The sequence below is a fragment of the Marinobacter sp. genome, assembly GCF_040882185.1.
Lineage (GTDB): Bacteria > Pseudomonadota > Gammaproteobacteria > Pseudomonadales > Oleiphilaceae > Marinobacter.
This window is the reverse complement of sequence record NZ_JBBEBW010000026.1, coordinates 15,672-32,833: the sequence shown is the minus strand read 5'-3', so window position 1 is coordinate 32,833 and position 17,162 is coordinate 15,672. Positions and strand designations below refer to the sequence as shown.

The 17,162-nt window shown below is 53.2% G+C and carries 15 protein-coding genes and 1 tRNA gene; 7 read left to right on the top strand and 9 right to left on the bottom strand.

The features are described 5' to 3' along the window. Positions 1-18 precede the first annotated feature (18 nt). From gshA to WEB64_RS13930, 3 genes are all read right to left on the bottom strand, one after another. Complete coding sequence (gshA, locus tag WEB64_RS13940) at positions 19-1,572, bottom strand: glutamate--cysteine ligase (RefSeq protein ID WP_368060933.1); 1,554 nt, start codon at positions 1,570-1,572, stop codon at positions 19-21. Positions 1,573-1,651: 79 nt separating this feature from the next. After that, positions 1,652-3,988 carry a Tex family protein gene (locus WEB64_RS13935; protein WP_368065657.1) on the bottom strand — a complete coding sequence of 779 codons (2,337 nt, stop codon included), beginning with the start codon at positions 3,986-3,988 and terminating at the stop codon, positions 1,652-1,654. Positions 3,989-4,073: 85 nt separating this feature from the next. Continuing rightward, positions 4,074-5,810 (bottom strand): EAL domain-containing protein, encoded by a 1,737-nt coding sequence (locus tag WEB64_RS13930; protein WP_368061514.1) that lies wholly within the window; start codon positions 5,808-5,810, stop codon positions 4,074-4,076. A 140-nt stretch (positions 5,811-5,950) separates the two neighbouring features. Between WEB64_RS13930 and rep the strand changes: the two genes are divergently transcribed. Beyond that, a complete protein-coding gene (gene rep / locus WEB64_RS13925) occupies positions 5,951-7,969 on the top strand; it encodes a DNA helicase Rep (RefSeq protein WP_368061512.1) in 2,019 nt (672 codons plus the stop codon). A 109-nt stretch (positions 7,970-8,078) separates the two neighbouring features. Here rep and WEB64_RS13920 read toward each other — a convergent pair whose 3' ends face one another. Next, positions 8,079-8,498, bottom strand: coding sequence for a cytochrome c5 family protein (locus WEB64_RS13920; protein WP_368061511.1), 420 nt, complete (start codon positions 8,496-8,498; stop codon positions 8,079-8,081). Positions 8,499-8,685: 187 nt separating this feature from the next. Here WEB64_RS13920 and WEB64_RS13915 point away from each other — a divergent pair, with 187 nt between their 5' ends. Both WEB64_RS13915 and WEB64_RS13910 read left to right on the top strand, forming a co-directional pair. Continuing rightward, positions 8,686-9,048: a hypothetical protein gene (locus WEB64_RS13915; RefSeq protein WP_368061510.1), complete on the top strand. Its 363-nt coding sequence runs from the start codon at positions 8,686-8,688 to the stop codon at positions 9,046-9,048. Between the two features lie 19 nt (positions 9,049-9,067). Then, positions 9,068-10,201 carry a phospholipase A gene (locus tag WEB64_RS13910; RefSeq protein WP_368061509.1) on the top strand — a complete coding sequence of 378 codons (1,134 nt, stop codon included), beginning with the start codon at positions 9,068-9,070 and terminating at the stop codon, positions 10,199-10,201. A gap of 49 nt (positions 10,202-10,250) precedes the next feature. Here WEB64_RS13910 and WEB64_RS13905 read toward each other — a convergent pair whose 3' ends face one another. The 5 genes from WEB64_RS13905 to WEB64_RS13885 form a co-directional block, all read right to left on the bottom strand. Further along, positions 10,251-11,606 (bottom strand): phosphomannomutase, encoded by a 1,356-nt coding sequence (locus WEB64_RS13905; protein WP_368061508.1) that lies wholly within the window; start codon positions 11,604-11,606, stop codon positions 10,251-10,253. Between the two features lie 191 nt (positions 11,607-11,797). Further along, positions 11,798-12,274, bottom strand: a complete 477-nt coding sequence (bfr, locus tag WEB64_RS13900; RefSeq protein ID WP_368061507.1) for a bacterioferritin — start codon at positions 12,272-12,274, stop codon at positions 11,798-11,800. A 342-nt stretch (positions 12,275-12,616) separates the two neighbouring features. Continuing rightward, positions 12,617-12,823: a bacterioferritin-associated ferredoxin gene (locus WEB64_RS13895; protein WP_368059445.1), complete on the bottom strand. Its 207-nt coding sequence runs from the start codon at positions 12,821-12,823 to the stop codon at positions 12,617-12,619. A gap of 90 nt (positions 12,824-12,913) precedes the next feature. Next, positions 12,914-13,645 carry an LrgB family protein gene (locus WEB64_RS13890; protein ID WP_368059447.1) on the bottom strand — a complete coding sequence of 244 codons (732 nt, stop codon included), beginning with the start codon at positions 13,643-13,645 and terminating at the stop codon, positions 12,914-12,916. Beyond that, positions 13,635-14,000 (bottom strand): CidA/LrgA family protein, encoded by a 366-nt coding sequence (locus tag WEB64_RS13885; RefSeq protein ID WP_368059443.1) that lies wholly within the window; start codon positions 13,998-14,000, stop codon positions 13,635-13,637. The genes WEB64_RS13890 and WEB64_RS13885 overlap by 11 nt, the downstream gene beginning before the upstream one ends. 79 nt (positions 14,001-14,079) lie before the next feature. Here WEB64_RS13885 and WEB64_RS13880 point away from each other — a divergent pair, with 79 nt between their 5' ends. The 4 genes from WEB64_RS13880 (at position 14,080) to WEB64_RS13865 (ending at position 17,009) form a co-directional block, all read left to right on the top strand. Beyond that, positions 14,080-14,622: a YaeQ family protein gene (locus WEB64_RS13880; protein ID WP_368059442.1), complete on the top strand. Its 543-nt coding sequence runs from the start codon at positions 14,080-14,082 to the stop codon at positions 14,620-14,622. Positions 14,623-14,707: 85 nt separating this feature from the next. Further along, positions 14,708-14,784, top strand: a tRNA-Arg gene (locus tag WEB64_RS13875). A 589-nt stretch (positions 14,785-15,373) separates the two neighbouring features. After that, complete coding sequence (locus WEB64_RS13870) at positions 15,374-15,844, top strand: hypothetical protein (protein WP_368059440.1); 471 nt, start codon at positions 15,374-15,376, stop codon at positions 15,842-15,844. A 1-nt stretch (position 15,845) separates the two neighbouring features. Continuing rightward, positions 15,846-17,009 carry a helix-turn-helix domain-containing protein gene (locus WEB64_RS13865; protein ID WP_368059438.1) on the top strand — a complete coding sequence of 388 codons (1,164 nt, stop codon included), beginning with the start codon at positions 15,846-15,848 and terminating at the stop codon, positions 17,007-17,009. The last annotated feature ends 153 nt before the right edge of the window (positions 17,010-17,162 follow it).

Sequence of the window (17,162 nt, the reverse complement as noted above, 5' to 3'; positions counted from 1 at the left end):
ACAACACGCAGCTGCGGTTCAGGCTTCAAGGTAGTCTGCGAGAAACCTTTCGAACGGCTGGGTATCCGCCTGTTCGATCGCTTGCTGTTCTGCCAGGGACTCCTGACTCATACGCTCAAAGGCAAGCCTGGTAGCTTCACTCAGGCCTTCTGCATTCAGCGTTTGTTGATGGCTCCGAGACATTTGCAGTGTCCATTCGCGATGTCCCTGGTTTGCTTCCCTCATGCCCTGCAGCACTTTCACCGAAGGCATTTCATCACGGTTATCCAGCTTGGCCTGCTGCGCTGCAAGTGCCCGACCATAAGCCGTACCACCAGACCACCCATCCAGTTGCTGGGCCAAAGGTGCCAACCGCTCCATCAGTTTCCGGCCAGCCTCACGCAGGGGTATCGTGTCATCGCATAAAGACATGTCGAAGTGCTCTCTGGAACCATGCTTGATCACCTCCTTGTAATTGCGGTCAAGGCGGTTGCACTCATCGTCACTGATCTCCGAGCTCTCCGACAATAAACAATCCAACAGGAACAGATCGAGGAAATCGACCTGAGCCTCATTCACTCCAATCGGCGAAAAAGGATCGAGATCAAGGCAGCGCACCTCAATGTACTCCACGCCCCGTGCATTCAAGGCCTGTATCGGCTTCTCACCCACGTGAGTGGTCCGCTTGGGGCGCACAGCACTGTAATACTCGTTTTCGATCTGCAGGATATTGGTGTTGATCTGGATAAACTGGCCATCACGGCGCGTGCCCAGGCGTTCATAGGGCTGCCAGGGGGTGTGGATCGCCCTGGCCAGAGTATCGGTGTAGGTGCTGAGTTTGTTGAAACAGATATCCAGCGATGACTGCGCATTGTTGTGATAACCCAGGTCGCCCATCCGCAGAGACGTCGCCTCTGGGCCATACCAGCTGTTCTCATTGAAGCGGGACAGGTCGTGGGAAACGCCCTTCACAAAACTGGCATCCAGTGCGGGCGACGCGCCAAACAGGTACATCAGCAACCAACTGCGACGGCGGAAATTACGCACCAGCCAGAAGTACTGATCCGACTTGAACTCCTGCAGACTCTGGCGATTATCCAGCGCACTCTGCCAGGTTTGCCAGAAGCTGTCGGGGAACGACAGATTGTAGTGGGTGCCAGCAATACTCTGCATCATGCGACCATACCGAACCGCCAATCCCTGGCGGTATACATGTTTGAGCTGGCCAATATTGGAAGTGCCGTATTCCGCAATCGGGATACTTTCATCGCCGTTGAGTTCACAAGGCATGCTGGCCGACCAGAACACCTCATCTCCCAGGTGGGCCTGTACAAATCGGTGGATATCACTCAGCGAAGCCAGCATGGATTCGGTGCTGTCGCACACCGGGGTAATCAGCTCAAGCAGGGACTCCGAGTAATCCGTGGTAATTCTCGGGTGCGTGAGCGCGGAACCCAGGGCTTCAGGATGTGGCGTTTGCGCGATAAAGCCGTTCCGGTCCACCCGCAGCCCTTCTTTTTCGACACCCTTCCGGAAGCCGTCCCATTGTTGCGACGTAAACTGACCGAAAAGCTGCTGCCGGGATGCACCCATGAATCACTCCTGTTAGGCCGGAGTGGCCCTTGACCACTGTCCGGAATGTATCTGGAAATACCGAGCCCTCGGGAGGGCTCTAGCGTTTGTCTTTTCGAGCTGATGCCATCGCCTGGGCCAGCGCTCCTGCCATGGTGCCCTGGGGCGCATTGTCCCGCTTTGCAGGGCCGGATTGACGGCTCTCCTGCCTGCCTGTCGAACCCGACCGGGCCTGACGTTGGCTTTTCTGGTCGGATGCTCCGGGCTGATCATCCATGCGCATGGTCAGCGCAATGCGCTTGCGAGGGATATCAACCTCCATAACCTTGACCTTGACGATGTCACCGGCCTTTACCACCTCGCGGGGGTCCTTGATGAACTCGTGAGACAGCGCTGAAATATGTACGAGTCCGTCCTGATGCACACCAACATCCACAAAGGCCCCGAAGTTGGTCACGTTAGTGACAGTGCCTTCAAGCACCATGCCCGGCTTCAGGTCTTTCAGGGTTTCCACCCCTTCCTGGAAGCTGGCAGAGCGAAATTCCGGACGAGGGTCCCGCCCAGGTTTCTCCAGCTCTGCAAGGATATCCTGAATGGTGGGCAGACCAAACTGATCTGTGACGAAATCCTGCGCATTCAGAGTACGTAGAAACGCGGAATCCCCGACGATCTGGGTAATATCCCGCCCACTCTTTTTGGCGATAGCCTGCACTACACCGTAGGCTTCCGGATGCACGGAGGAACGGTCCAGAGGATTGTCACCGTCGGCAATACGCAGGAAGCCCGCCGCCTGCTCAAAAGTACGGGCACCCAGCCGCGCGACGTCCAGCAACTGTTTACGACTGCGGAAGGCACCGTGACAGTTCCGGAATTCTATGATGTTTTCTGCCAGGGTCTGGTTCAGCCCGGCCACTCTCGCAAGCAACGGTATGGACGCGGTATTGAGATCAACCCCGACACCGTTTACGCAGTCTTCCACCACGGCATCGAGGCTTCGGGCAAGCTGGACTTGTGACACATCGTGCTGATATTGGCCCACACCGATGGATTTTGGCTCGATCTTGACCATTTCGGCCAACGGATCCTGCAAGCGGCGAGCAATGGAAACGGCACCCCGGATAGTGACGTCGAGATCAGGCAACTCACGTGAAGCAAACTCAGACGCTGAGTATATCGAGGCACCTGATTCGCTAACGACAATGCGAGCCAGGTTCAATTCCGGATACCGTTTGATGACATCTGCCACCAGCTTTTCAGTCTCCCGGGAAGCAGTACCGTTGCCAATCGCAACCAGCTCGATGCTGTATTCCCGGCTCCATTTTGCCAGTTGCTCAATAGACGTGTCCCATTTGTTCTGGGGCGCATGGGGGAAAATGGCGCCATGACCGGTGACCTGACCAGTGCCGTCAATGATCGCCACCTTTACCCCGGTACGTAGGCCCGGGTCCAGACCCAGAGTCGGCCGAGGGCCAGCCGGAGCCAGTAGTAACAGATCTTTAAGGTTGGCAGCAAAGACATTGATGGCTTCGGTTTCTGCCGCTTCCCGCACCTGGGACATGAGATCGGTTTCAATCTGGGTAGAGAGTTTTACCCGCCAGGTCCAGCGCACCACCTCTGACAACCACTTATCTGCTGCCCTGCCCTGGTCACGAATCTGCCAGTGTGCAGCAATACGAGGTTCGGCTGGGTGAGGCTGACGTCGATTTTCCTCACTGTCACCTACCGCTAGGGTGTAGCTCAATATCCCTTCATTACGGCCCCGAAGGATCGCCAATGCCCGGTGAGAAGGCACCTTTCTGAGCGGTTCCACGTGGTCGAAGTAATCCCGGAACTTAGCGCCTTCATTTTCTTTGCCTTCGATGACGCTGACTTTCAGCTGCGCTTGCTGCCAGATAAAATCTCTGAGTCGGCCCAGAAGTTCCGCATCTTCTGCGAACCGTTCCATCAGGATGTAGCGTGCACCCTCCAGAGCGGCCTTGGTATCCGGGAAGCCACCGTCGTCATTCAGGTAACCGGCAGCCAGCGTTTCGGGTTCCTGGCGCGGATCATCAAACAGTGCATTGGCCAACGGCTCGAGACCTGCCTCGCGAGCAATCTGCGCCTTGGTACGACGTTTGGGTTTGAACGGGAGGTACAGATCTTCGAGGCGATTCTTGGCATCGGCTGCCTCAATTGACGCACGCAGTTCATCGCTCAACTTGCCCTGCTCATCAATGCTTTTGAGGATGGTTGCACGGCGATCTTCAAGTTCCCTCAAGTACCGCAACCGCTCTTCCAGCAAACGCAGTTGACTATCGTCTAGCGAACCGGTCACTTCCTTGCGGTAACGGGCAATAAAAGGCACCGTCGCGCCGCCATCTAAAAGCCCAACCGTCGCGTTAACCTGTTGTTCCCGAACCCCCAGTTCATCCGCAATGCGCTTTGAAATACTGTTCATGCAACCTCGTCTTCAACACGGTTGAGAAAGCGCTGGCACAAAAAAGGCGCTTTCAGAAAAAGCTAAAGCGCAAAGGTACAGCGGCTTATTGCTGCAGGCAAGCGAGGCGGTTGCGCTCTTGGAGGAATTCGATCAACTGCTTCCAAGGCATCGGGCGGGCATAATAATAACCCTGAACTTCGTCACAGTGCTGTTGTCGCAAGAAGTCCAATTGGCCCTCTGTTTCCACCCCTTCCGCCACAACACTCATCTGTAAACTGTGAGCCAGGCTTATGATCGCCCGGATAATGTGCTCGGCATCACCGGATACACCCAGTTCCTGCACGAACGATTTGTCGATTTTAACCATTGAAATAGGCAAATGCTGAAGATTACTGAGGGAAGAAAAGCCCGTGCCAAAATCATCCAGGGCGAAACTGATGCCTAACTGGTTTAGCTCTCGCAGACAACGCTGGGCATATTCGGGATCATGCATCATGGCGCTTTCCGTCAGCTCCAGCTCCAGCAGACTGGTATCGACGTTGGCATTGTAAATAATCCGGAAAATAGTTTCGGTCATCTTGCGGTCATGAAACTGCCTGAACGACAGGTTAACCGCGAAAACCAGACCTGGATAACCAAGCGCAGCTGCTTCGCGCAGGCGCTCGCATGCCTGCTCGATAACCCAGTAGCCTATAGGCACGATAAGGCCGCTCCGCTCGGCCGCCGGAATAAATTCATCCGGTGGCACCAGAGTACCATCCGGGTGATTCCACCTTAGCAGGCACTCCACACCTCGAACCTCTTCGGTGACCAGATCTATCCGGGGCTGATAATAGAGTTCGAGCTCGCGGCCTCTAAGGGCGTTTCGAAGATCCGCCTCAAGCTTGAGTTGCCGGCCAGCGGTAATGTGCAGTTGCTGGTTGTAAAAGCGGTAGCTGGTGCCGGTGTCCAGTTTGGCCTCGAACATGGCTCGGTTAGCGCGTCGCAAAAGTGTTTCCGGGCTGTCGCCAGCTTCGGGATAAGTCGCAACGCCCAGGCTGGCACTGACTTCAACTCTATTTCCGTCAACCACTACCGGATCATTCAGAGCCTGGACGATCTTTCGGATTATCTGGGTGATATCGAGGGAATTTCCTACCCGTTCGACGATGATAGCGAACTCATCGCCACCGATTCGCATCAGGGAATCCACTCGCCGTAACACCTGCCGCAGGCGTTCTGCCAGTTTGAGCATCAACTGGTCGCCCATCTGATAGCCGAGACTTTCATTAACCGCCCTGAAGTCATCCAGATTAATGTGCAGGAGGGCCAGTTGGGTCTCGCTGCGTTCGGCTCGAAGCAATGACTGCTGTAAACGGTCAAAAAACAGATCCCGGTTGATGAAGCCGCTGGCCACTTCGCAGCCAAGACGGCCATTGGCGGAATCCGCCAGTTGATCCCCGTACCAGGCACAGCGTACAGCGCGCCCGAGGGACCAGATATCAAGCCCGCCCTTGCGGAGATAGTCCGCAGCGCCGTTTATCAACATTTCAGGCGTACGTTCGGACTCCACCTCGGAACTGAGTGCGATAATCGGTTTACCGCTGCCCGAGACCGAAAGATATTGCAGGAACCCCAATTCGGAACCGCCATGAAGCACACAATCCCAAAGAATGACTTCAAACGCGGTGTTCCGGATCAGGTCGTCGCAGTCAATCAGGTCCGGGCACCAGGTGGTGTCAGGTAATATTTCGAAACAGCCACGCAGTAGGGACACATACCACAGGTAATCAGTATGTTCGGGCGTCAGAATCAGTATTCGGACACTACTGCGATTCATTGAATCCATCATTTCGGCCATGGCTGACAAGCTGCGTCCGTTCGGAACCCTGTAAGCAAGTATCTCAGAGTTACCTATAAAGAATAGCTGAAGGAACCACAAGGTACAGAAAAGCTCACTGGTGTAGAATACCGCCTCCAATCACTTAAAGCAGGTTCCTTGTGGCCGAACTCAATCCCCGCCAGCGCGAAGCCGTTCGTTTTGTGGAAGGTCCACTCCTCGTGCTGGCCGGTGCGGGTAGCGGCAAAACCAGCGTCATTACCCGCAAGATGGCCTATCTGATTGAGCAGGTGGGGATTCCGGGCCGCCATATTGCCGCCCTCACCTTCACCAACAAGGCAGCGCGGGAAATGAAAGAAAGGGTCGGCAAACTGGTCGACAAGAAGCTTGCCCGGGGGCTGACGGTCTCTACCTTTCATAACCTGGGTCTGAACATTATTCGTGAAGAGCATACCCACCTCGGTTACCATCCGGGATTCTCGATTTTTGATGCTGAAGACGCCAAGGCCCTGCTGCAGGACCTCATGATGCGCGAAGCCAGCGCCGACGCAGGTGATGAGCTTTCGGATATCCAGATGACAATCTCATCCTGGAAAAACGCGATGCGCAGCCCCTCACAAGCCTTTAGTAAAGCTACGGATGAAAGGGAACAGCGGATTGCATTGGTGTATGCCCGGTATACCGAATACCTGAAAGCCTATAACGCGGTCGATTTTGACGACCTGATTCTGCTACCGGTTCAACTGTTTCGCAGCCAACCGGAAACCTTGCAAAAGTGGCGGCGTAAAATTCGCTATCTGCTGGTCGACGAATACCAGGACACCAACCTGTGCCAGTACGAACTGGTCAAGCTTATTGTAGCGGAACGTGTCGCCTTCACCGTGGTCGGGGATGATGATCAGTCAATCTACGCCTGGCGGGGCGCCCGGCCCGAAAATCTGGCCCAGTTAAAAGAGGACTTCCCCAGCCTCAAGATCATCAAGCTCGAGCAGAATTACCGCTCCACCGGCCGCATTCTTCGCAGCGCCAACACGGTAATCGCCAACAATCCACATGTGTTTGAAAAGGCGCTCTGGAGTGACCACACCATCGGCGATGAAATCCGGGTGGTAAGGTGCCGTAACGAAGATGCGGAAGCGGATCGGGTGGCGACTGAAATCATCGACCAGAAACTGAAAAAAGGCCTTTCTTTTCGGCACTTTGCAGTACTTTACCGCGGCAATCATCAGGCCCGGTTACTGGAAATGAAATTGCAGGCGTACCAGATTCCCTATCATATCTCCGGCGGCCAATCGTTTTTCTCCCGAAACGAAATCAAGGATGCCATGGGCTACCTGCGCTTGCTGGTCAACCCGGATGATAATGCGGCCTTTTTGCGAGTGGTGAACGTGCCACGTAGGGAGATTGGTCCGCGAACCCTGGAGCAGCTCAGTCACTATGCGCGCTCCCGTGATATCAGTCTGTTTCGGTCATTGGGTGACCTGGGCGCTGAAGCACATGTTACCGAAAAAGGTCTAGACCGCCTGCGCCGCTTCGCCCACTGGGTAGACCACACCTGTCAGCGCCTGCATCAGGAAGACCCTATCCCGGTCATCAAGCAGCTGTTTACTGATATCGAGTACGAGGAATGGCTGCACCAGCATGCAGGTTCGCCGAAGCAGGCAGAGCGGCGGATGGAAAACATCTGGTACCTGGTGGACTCCATCCAGCGCATGCTGGAAGACGGTAAGGGTACAGCCGACGAACTAGGAATCGAGGACGCTATCAGCAAGTTGATCTTGCGAGATCTGATGGAGCAGCGCGAAGAAGAGGACGACAGTGATAAGGTGCAACTGCTGACCCTCCATGCTTCCAAGGGACTCGAGTTTCCTCATGTGTTTATTATGGGTCTGGAGGAGGAGATACTGCCCCATCGAAGCAGTATCGAGGAAGGTAACATCGAAGAAGAACGACGGCTAATGTATGTGGGCATTACCCGTGCACGGGAGACCCTGACATTAACGTTTGCAGGCACCCGTAAGCAGTACGGCGAAAAGCTGGAAACTATTCCGAGCCGATTTCTGGACGAGCTACCCGAAGAAGACCTCAAATGGGAAGGTATGGGCGATCTGGATGTGGAGGCTAATAACAAGAAGGGCAAGGCCACCCTGAGCGCCTTATTGGGCGATCTTGGCGCGTGACACTTTAGTGGAACCGCTTAGAGGAACTGCGTCTGAGCCACCCGCTACTCAGCAAGAAGCCGGCAATAAAGCCAGCCTCTTATCAACATTGAACCCTTATTCTCCAGCGTTACTCCAGCTCACTTACCATATATTCAACTGCGACTTGAATATCTTCATCAGAACAGCTTGCACAGCCACCTTTCGCCGGCATCGCGTTGAAGCCTTCAATCGCGTGAGTCACGAGTGTTTCCAGCCCCTTATCTACTCGACTCGACCAGGCCTCCTGATCACCAAGAATGGGAGCACCTGCCGCACCGCTGGCGTGACATGCCTGGCATGCTGCCGTGTAAACTTCATCACCGCTGCGCGGCCCGCTGCTGGCCTGGGCCGGTGCCGCTGAGGTGGCAATATCACCACAATCTTCGCCGTCAACACACACCGTACCAACAGGTTCAATTCGCGCACGGATCTGATCTTCAACGCTGGCCATTACTGCACCCGCCGTCAGACCGAACCCGAGTAATACCATCGCCAGGACTTTCATCATCTTCACAGTGCACCTCATCAGAGCGTTATAATTTCATTTGCCGCATTATAGCGACTGGGGCAGACCAAAAAAACCAACGCGGCATTTTACGCCCTTTTTTCCGGGCAAAAACATTACCCAACGATTAATTAAGAGTTTTTTCGGTAACCCTAACTCACGGAAACCGTTAACATATCGCTTGTTTTAAATGGAGCAGGTCATGCCAGAGAACTCGCAAAAAAATAACTTGCCGAAGCATCCTTGGCGAGTACCATTACTGATTGCTGAATTTTCTGCCCTCGCTGTCTTACTGGGCTCCATGTTTATTTTTAGCAGCCTGGCTCGTGATGGCACCTCGTTCAACAGCGGATGGCTGCTTTTGCCTGCTGTCGCAAGCCTGGTGGTATTTATCAGCTTTATCGGGCTCATGTACGTGCGCTGGATCGCTGCCGCAGAGGCAGGCACCGGGACCAAACATAAGGTAGTCTTTGCCCTGTTAACTTTGACACTCCTCGGAATCTGGGCATTCAGCATTGTTCAGACCTGGTCAAGTATTACTGCCACCCCCTGACATCAAACTGGATACCGTCATGATTCTGACCCGAAGCTGGTTGCTCTTTACGGCTGTTTTGATAACTCCAACCGGAGCTTACAGCCAGGCACAAACCTCTGAGCAAGGCGATATCAGCCCACGAGACTGCGCGCTGATAGAGGACGGTGTCAAGCGGCTTGCCTGCTACGATGCCAACTCTGATCCGCAGCTAGCCCGGGAAGCTGCCAGCGAGCAGGAAATTGAAGCCACTGAAACCGCCACCGAAATGCTTCAGACCGATGAGAACGGGCACACTCGACTGGCGGCTGAATCCGACGAACGCTCACCTTTGGGTGAAGCCGAACAGGATCACGAGTCGGGTTTCATGAAATCCCTGGTTAACCGTTATGTCGCCGCGGAAAAAGCGCTGTTTTCTTTTTCCGGGGGTTTTGTTTCCCATCGCCCCATGTATCTAATGCCAGCGACATGGGCGCACGAGCCTAACCAGACGCCTTTCAGCCCGCGGACCGGTACAACGAACTACGATGATCCGCTGGACAATGAGGAAGCCAAATATCAAATAAGCTTCAAAGTACCATTGCTGACCGGCATCTTCGATAACCGCACCACCTTCTGGTTCGGCTACACCCAGCTCTCGTTCTGGCAGATATACAACACCGACAACTCTGCGCCCTTCCGTGAGACCACTTACCAACCCGAACTGTTTCTGAGGTATGAGGCTAATCTGGATTTCGGGCCGGGCACTTTCAATACGGTTGCGCTGGGCTTCAATCATCAGTCAAATGGACGCTCCGAACCCGAATCAAGAAGCTGGAACCGGATCCTGAGCACGGTCACCTACAGCTATGACCGCTGGCTGTTCATTGTATCCCCCTGGTACCGTCTACCAGAGAGTGACGATGACAACCCGGACATCGAAAGCTACCTCGGTTATGCGGATTACTGGGCTGTTTACAAGCTGACCGAAGACAAGACTATTTCTCTCAAGCTGAGAAACAATCTGAAATCATCGGATAACCGAACGTCCGTCGAGCTTGGTTACAGCTTTCCATTAGGAGATGCCCTGAAGGGCTATATTCAGTATTACAACGGGTACGGTGAAAGCTTGATCGACTACAACCATCGCATACAGCGAATTGGAATTGGCATAATGCTCAACGACTGGCTTTAACCTCAGTGTTAGAGCGGAGCGACTAGTTCGACAGTCGCCCTGCCATCTTTCAGGCCTGATTCAAACGGTCCATTTCCGCAAGCAGCTGTGCTGTTTTCGCCTTCATAAGCGGGATATCGGCACGGGATTCCACATTCAGACGCACAACCGGTTCGGTGTTGGACATCCGCAGATTAAAGCGCCAGTCAGCAAACTCCACACTTAGGCCATCAACATGGCTAACGGACTTCGCATCAGGCCCATAAGTCGCCTCAATCGCAGCAATCACCTTGGCAGGGTCATCGATCGTCCGGTTAATTTCACCACTGGCCGGGTAAGCCTCGATACGGGCATCAATCAACGATGACAGAGTCTGGCCGGACTGGCAAAGCCGCTCGGCAATCAGCAACCAGGGAATCATCCCGCTGTCGCAATAGGCAAAATCCCGGAAGTAATGGTGGGCGCTCATTTCACCCCCATAAAGGGCGTCCTCGTCGCGCATCCGCTGCTTTATAAAGGCATGGCCCGTCTTACTTTCAATCGCCGTACCACCGGCGGCTTCTACCAGATCCTGAGTATTCCAGATCAGCCGAGGATCGTGGATAACTTTGCCACCGCCCGCCTTACGCAGGAACTGGTCTGCCAGCAGGCCGACAATGTAATAACCTTCAATAAACCGGCCATTCTCGTCAAAAAAGAAACAGCGATCATAATCTCCGTCCCAGGCAATCCCCATGGCGGCCTTGTTGGCGATCACCGCGTCTGCGGTTACAGCGCGATTTTCTTCCAGTATCGGATTTGGTACACCGTTGGGGAAGTGGCCGTCTGGTTCATGATGCAAACGGATATACTCAAACGGCAGGTGTGGCTCTAATGCATCCACCACCACGCCAGCCCCACCGTTGCCCGCATTAACCACAATTTTCAGCGGTTTCAGTGACCCGGCGTCGATATAACCGAGCAAGTGATCAATATAGGCTGCCTGGACTTCAAGCGTTTCATAGCGCCCTTGCCTGGCGGCATCGGAAAAAGGCTCCAGGACACGGTCACGAATGGCATTCAGGCCATTATCGGAACTGATCGGGCGGGATTCCGGCCCCACCATCTTCATGCCATTGTGATCACGGGGGTTATGGCTGGCAGTCACCATGATGCCGCCGTCCATGCCGTAATGAGACGTGGCGAAATACACTTGCTCAGTACCGCACAGGCCGATATCGAACACGTCTGCACCGGCCGCCATCAACCCAGAGCTCAGCGCTTCAGTGATTTCAGGACAGGACAGCCGGATGTCATAGCCGACAATGACCTTGCGGGCGCCGGTGATCTCTACATACGCCCGTCCGATCAACTCGGCCAGCTTAGGATTCAATTGGTCAGGTACACGACCACGCAGGTCATAGGCTTTGAAGCAGGACAGATCCATCACAATCTCCTTTTGAGGTCCTTTGGTACGGTGGAACGTTATAGAGGGTACCGAGAAATGCCATAAAAAAAGCGTGCCAGCATTGTACCTGCTTAAGCATCTGACTGGATGTGAGGGTTATGTAAGACATCGCGGCAAGTCAAATCGGGCCGGTAAAGGGCGTGAGCCGCACACCCTTCGCTGGCGACTGCTTATTCAGCGGCTGACGACTGTAGCTGGATATAATTCTCGAGGCCCATTCTCTCGATCATATCGAGCTGGGTTTCGAGCCAGTCAATATGCTCTTCCTCACTGTCGAGAATACCTCTGAACAGCTCTCGACTGGTGAAGTCTTTTACGGTCTCACAATGAATAACCGCTTCTTTCAAATCCTTGTGGGCGATCATTTCCAGGTTAAGATCGCACTCAATCATTTCCTTAACATTTTCACCAATCAACAATTTGTTGAGATCCTGCAAATTTGGAAGACCTTCGAGAAACAGAATGCGTTCGATCAATTGGTCCGCATGCTTCATTTCGTCAATGGATTCTTCGTATTCCTTTGCCGCAAGCTTGGTGATGCCCCAATCCTTGTACATGCGCGAGTGCAGGAAATATTGGTTGATCGCTGTCAGTTCGTTGCCAAGCACTTTATTGAGATACTGGATGACTTTTTTATCGCCTTTCATGACCGTTTCTCCCTAATTATTCGGATATTTTCACAAGGATAGCCCTATTCGTCGCGATAAAAAATCGCGCCGGTGAATGATTCACATATGAGAGCAGGACACAAATGAAGGGTACTCTTTACTCTATCTGGACTGTAGATGAACTCAGGGAGCCTCTGATTAACTCCTGAATCGTCTCTGCGCGCTCTGAAGGCTGTAGGTGCAAGGCGCGGCTCGCCGCCAATGGCCGTAACCCTTGGCAAGAGTCGCAACGCCGCAGATGCAGCCTTCAGAGCGCGCCCTTCGGGGCTTTCTGAGCGATCTAGGAGTTAATCAGAGGCTCCTTAGGTCTGAGAGGGGTAATCAGGCGGGCTGGGCCAGTAAGTTGGCAAGATTCATATAGTCCTGGGGCTGTGCTTCACGCAGGATTTCCCGGGCCATACAGGCACAACGACCACACTGGCGCCCTACCCCCAGATCTTTGCCAAGCTGGCGCATTGACTGACAGCCGTTTTCCGCTGCGTCGCGAATCTGATGGTCTGTTACGCCCTTGCAAAGACATACGTACATAGGAAAATTCACTGGCCCCATGAAATGTACTGATAATTATTGTCATTCGCATGCAAGAATTCAAGTGTTTTGATGTAACTAAAAGCAATTTCATAGAGAGAGCCGAAAAGCCAAAGGCAACATCAGCGCTGTAAAAATACCGGTAAGCCCCATTCCGAGGGACGCGAATGCACCCGCAGCCGGGCTGATCTCGAAGGCCCGGGCCGTGCCAATAGCGTGACCGTTCAGCCCCAGTGCCAAGCCCAGAATACGCTCATCAGCGATGTTCAGCCATCGCCCCAGGAAATCAACACAGAGGGTAGCCACCACCCCCGTCACCAGCAGACCGCCCATCATCAGCGGAACGGAACCACCCAGTTGCTGAGTGATGCCGATGGCAATCGGCGCCGTAACCGATTTGGGCGCCAGTGAAGCCAGCACTTCAGGGGAGGCTCCAAACATAGCCGCCAGCCCTAGCGCATAAAGTGCCGCCAGTGTGGCCGCCAGTGGCAAGGTAAACAGGATGGGGCGCCACAAGGCGCGAATGTGATGCATTTGCTGATACAACGGTACACCCAGCGCAACGGTGGCGGGGCCGAGCAACACAGTCAACCACTGGGCTTGTCCCCGGTAAATATCATAATCAACGCCTGCCAGCGCCAGGGTGCCTGCCAGCAGCGTGGCTGATATCAGTATCGGCGGCGTCCAGACCGGGCTACCAAAGACGCGGAAAAGATAAATACCTGCAAAATAAGCCGCCAGCGTCAAAGCAATGGCCAGGGAGGGACTTTGCAATAACGTCTGGACCAGAACATCGAATCTTTCCGTCAATTCACTCAACAGCTTTATCCTCCGCGTCTGCGGGGGCGAAATGTCGCATCAGCAGCAGAGTCGTCAGCACACTGAGAAAGGTGCCCAGCAATAACGCCACACCGATCGCCAGCCACATACCCGCAAAAGCATCTGCCAGAAAAAACACTCCCACTACGCCCGGCATAATCAACAACACCAACACCGAGATGAATGACTCACTGGCCACCGCCAGACTGTCGCTGACCCGCCCCCACAACATCAGAAAACCCGCAATCAGGATCATACCCAACACACCCGCACTCACCGGCAACCCGAAAAGCACCCGCAAAGTCTCCCCCAACAGGAAGAACATCATCAAAACCAGAAAACCGCGCAACATCACCATAAGCGTTATACTCTGCTCGCCCCATCAATTGCTTTACACTAGCTCAAATAAACAGATTCACCCCATTGCAGGAAGCCCTATGGCGCTCAAGGCCACCATCTTCAAGGCGACACTCAATATCGCCGATATGGACCGACACTACTATGGCGATCACCAGCTAACGCTGGCACGACACCCCTCGGAGAACGACGAACGCATGATGATTCGTCTTCTGGCCTTTCTTCTGAACGCCAGTGAAAACCTGGAATTTACCAAAGGCATCAGCACCGACGACGAGCCAGACCTGTGGCAGAAGAGCCTGAGTGACGAGATCGAGCTCTGGATAGAACTTGGCCTGCCGGACGAGAGCCGTTTACGCAAAGCCTGCAGCCGCGCCCGCAAAGTTATCCTTTATACCTACGGCGGCCGCGGCGTGCCAGTATGGTGGGAAAAGCACCAGAGCAAACTCAGCCGTTTCAACAACCTGAACATCATCAACCTACCCCCTGATGCGACCGAAGAACTCGCCAAACTGGCCGAGCGCAACATGAGCCTGCAGTGCACAATTCAGGATGGGGAAATCAGCATTGGCAACGAAAGTACCCTGGTCGCTATCACCCCGGAACGGCTCTATCCACGTTAAGAAACAACCGCTGAGGGGCTGGACAGGCAACCCCTTCGCACGTAAGATTGCGCACTCGAAATGGATGCAGCAGCATCCATTTGACGCGCCCGTAGCTCAGCTGGATAGAGCGCTGCCCTCCGGAGGCAGAGGTCAGAGGTTCGAATCCTCTCGGGCGCACCATATATTTCAAAGGCTTGCGTGAGAACGCAGGCCTTTTTTATTTGTCTGTGTCCAAATTGTGTCCATGGTGTGTCCACGGCTTTCGGGACGTTTTTCTCCGCCCGAAATAACTGACCTTTGCATGGAAACCGCAAACCCCTAACTTGGACACAAAAAACCATCGGAAAAAGTCCCTCTGTTAGGGCTCCGAACGTTTATGAGGGCAATATAGAGCTACCATAGCCCCAATGTAAATGCCCGGCCTACGCCTTTGGTAGACCAGTGAGAACTTCTCTGTAGCTACTCAATCCGGCTCGAAATATTCGATGCCCCCTCAACGAGATCTCCCGGCTCTGGCAGGCTGTCTAGTTCCATCACGCCATTACTCTTCTTGTTTTTTAACCTCATTTGAGGTATAAAAACAGGAAGACTAGAGTTCCGCCCTGGAGGCAACCTCATGCACAACCTTTTACACACTGAAGAGAATGCTATAGATCGACTGTCCCAACTTGGGATTCGGTTACCTGTCCTTAGAGAATCCGTCTGGCAGGGATACCTGGCAAGATCTCGCACTACGGCCAATCATCCGAGTATCTCTCGCGGGATCATCATGTGGGCAGAAACCGTTGCCGTATTACGGGAACAGCTAAGGCCTGAGGGGTGGATTAAATCAGATAAAGGCAACTATGAGCTTACGGTGAACGAAAAAGAGGGCTTGGCTATCGTTGTCACCACCGGAGATGATGCAACCGGTATGGTTGGGCCGACGCCTTCAAATAAGTGTCCGAAGGGAATTAATACTGCTGAAGCGATTGAGGCCAACAATCAGTTGGATATGTTCAGTGAGTTGTTGCAAGCGATAGAGGAAGCCCAAGGGCTTACGACTTGGGTACTTTTGATGCACTTGGCTGCCAACGAAGTACGCTGCGAGCTCTCCCTTCCATCCAGTATTTCCAGCGGAAAAATCAATGGTTGGAAGGAACGGATTGTTCTGCCGAGTATGCCGCTAGATGATGATTCAGTCGAAATCGAACTCCCAGACTTGCCGGATATAGAAGTACCCATTAAGAAAAAGGCATAGCATGTTCAACAATACTCGTTTTGCCCTCGCGAGAAAGCGCAGAGGCCTTACAAAGCGAGCATTGGCAAAGGTAGTTAGTGTGACAGACCGGTCAATCACTGCTTATGAGAGCGGTCAGACCGTGCCTGAAAGCCACACAATCGAAAAGATCGCGAACGCGCTCAGGTTTCCGGTCGAATTCTTCTTTGCTGATGACGTAGAAGAGCTCCCCGTCGAGGTGGCGAGCTTTCGTGCGCTTACCAAAATGACAGCTTCTAAAAGGGATATTGCTCTATCGGCGGGTGCTGTGGCACTTCTCTTGAACCGCTGGATCGATGGCAAGTTTGATTTGCCTTCACCCGACTTTCCTGAGGATTACAGAATTGCGTCGAATGTAGATTCAAAAACTGACGCTGGCCAACGATCATCTGAGGGTGACCAATATCCAGGTGTCGGGCAGAAAAATGATCCTGAAGCCGCGTCCGAAATGCTGCGCCGATACTGGGATTTAGGCGAGCTTCCAATTAAAAGCATGATCGCTTTACTTGAATCCAAGGGCGTGCGTGTATTTTCTCTATCCGTTGATGCTAGGGAAGTCGATGCCTTCTCCATGTGGTATGACGATATTCCTTTTGTATTTCTCAACACAAAGAAAACAGCGGAACGATGCCGGTTTGATGCCGCACACGAATTGGGCCATTTGGTAATGCACCGACACGGCGCACCACAAGGTCAAGAAGCAGAGAAGGAAGCTAACGCTTTTGCATCAGCGTTTCTAATGCCTAGAAGAAGTGTGCTGGCAAATGCCCCAAGAACAGCGACGTTAAAGAGCCTTATCTCTCATAAGAAATACTGGAACGTCTCTGCAGCGGCCCTTAATTACCGGCTTCATTCCCTGAATTTAACATCGGACTGGACCTATCGAACACTGTGTATTGACTTGGCTAAATTAGGCCGGGATCACGAACCTGAACCCTCGCCATTCGAAACATCGCAGGTGCTCAAGAAGGTTTTTTCCAGCCTTCGCAATGATGGTATCTCAAAAAGTGATGTTGCCAAGGAGCTATTAATTGAACCGGAAGAACTGAATGAGCTTACATTCGGTTTGATGCTGAATGCTTTGAGTGGTAATTCGCAAAGCAATTTTTCTCACAAATTCAAACCTAACTTGACGCTGGTGAAATAGCTAATTTCACCACGTTGCATGAGCGGCAGTTTTTCCTGTCGCTCATTAACCCAACTCCTTCAAGCACTAGTTTGAACCTATTTTTCTTTACAGACCATATTAAATTCGACGCCCTGACCTGTTCCCCAGTGATTAAGGGCAATCTAGCGAAAC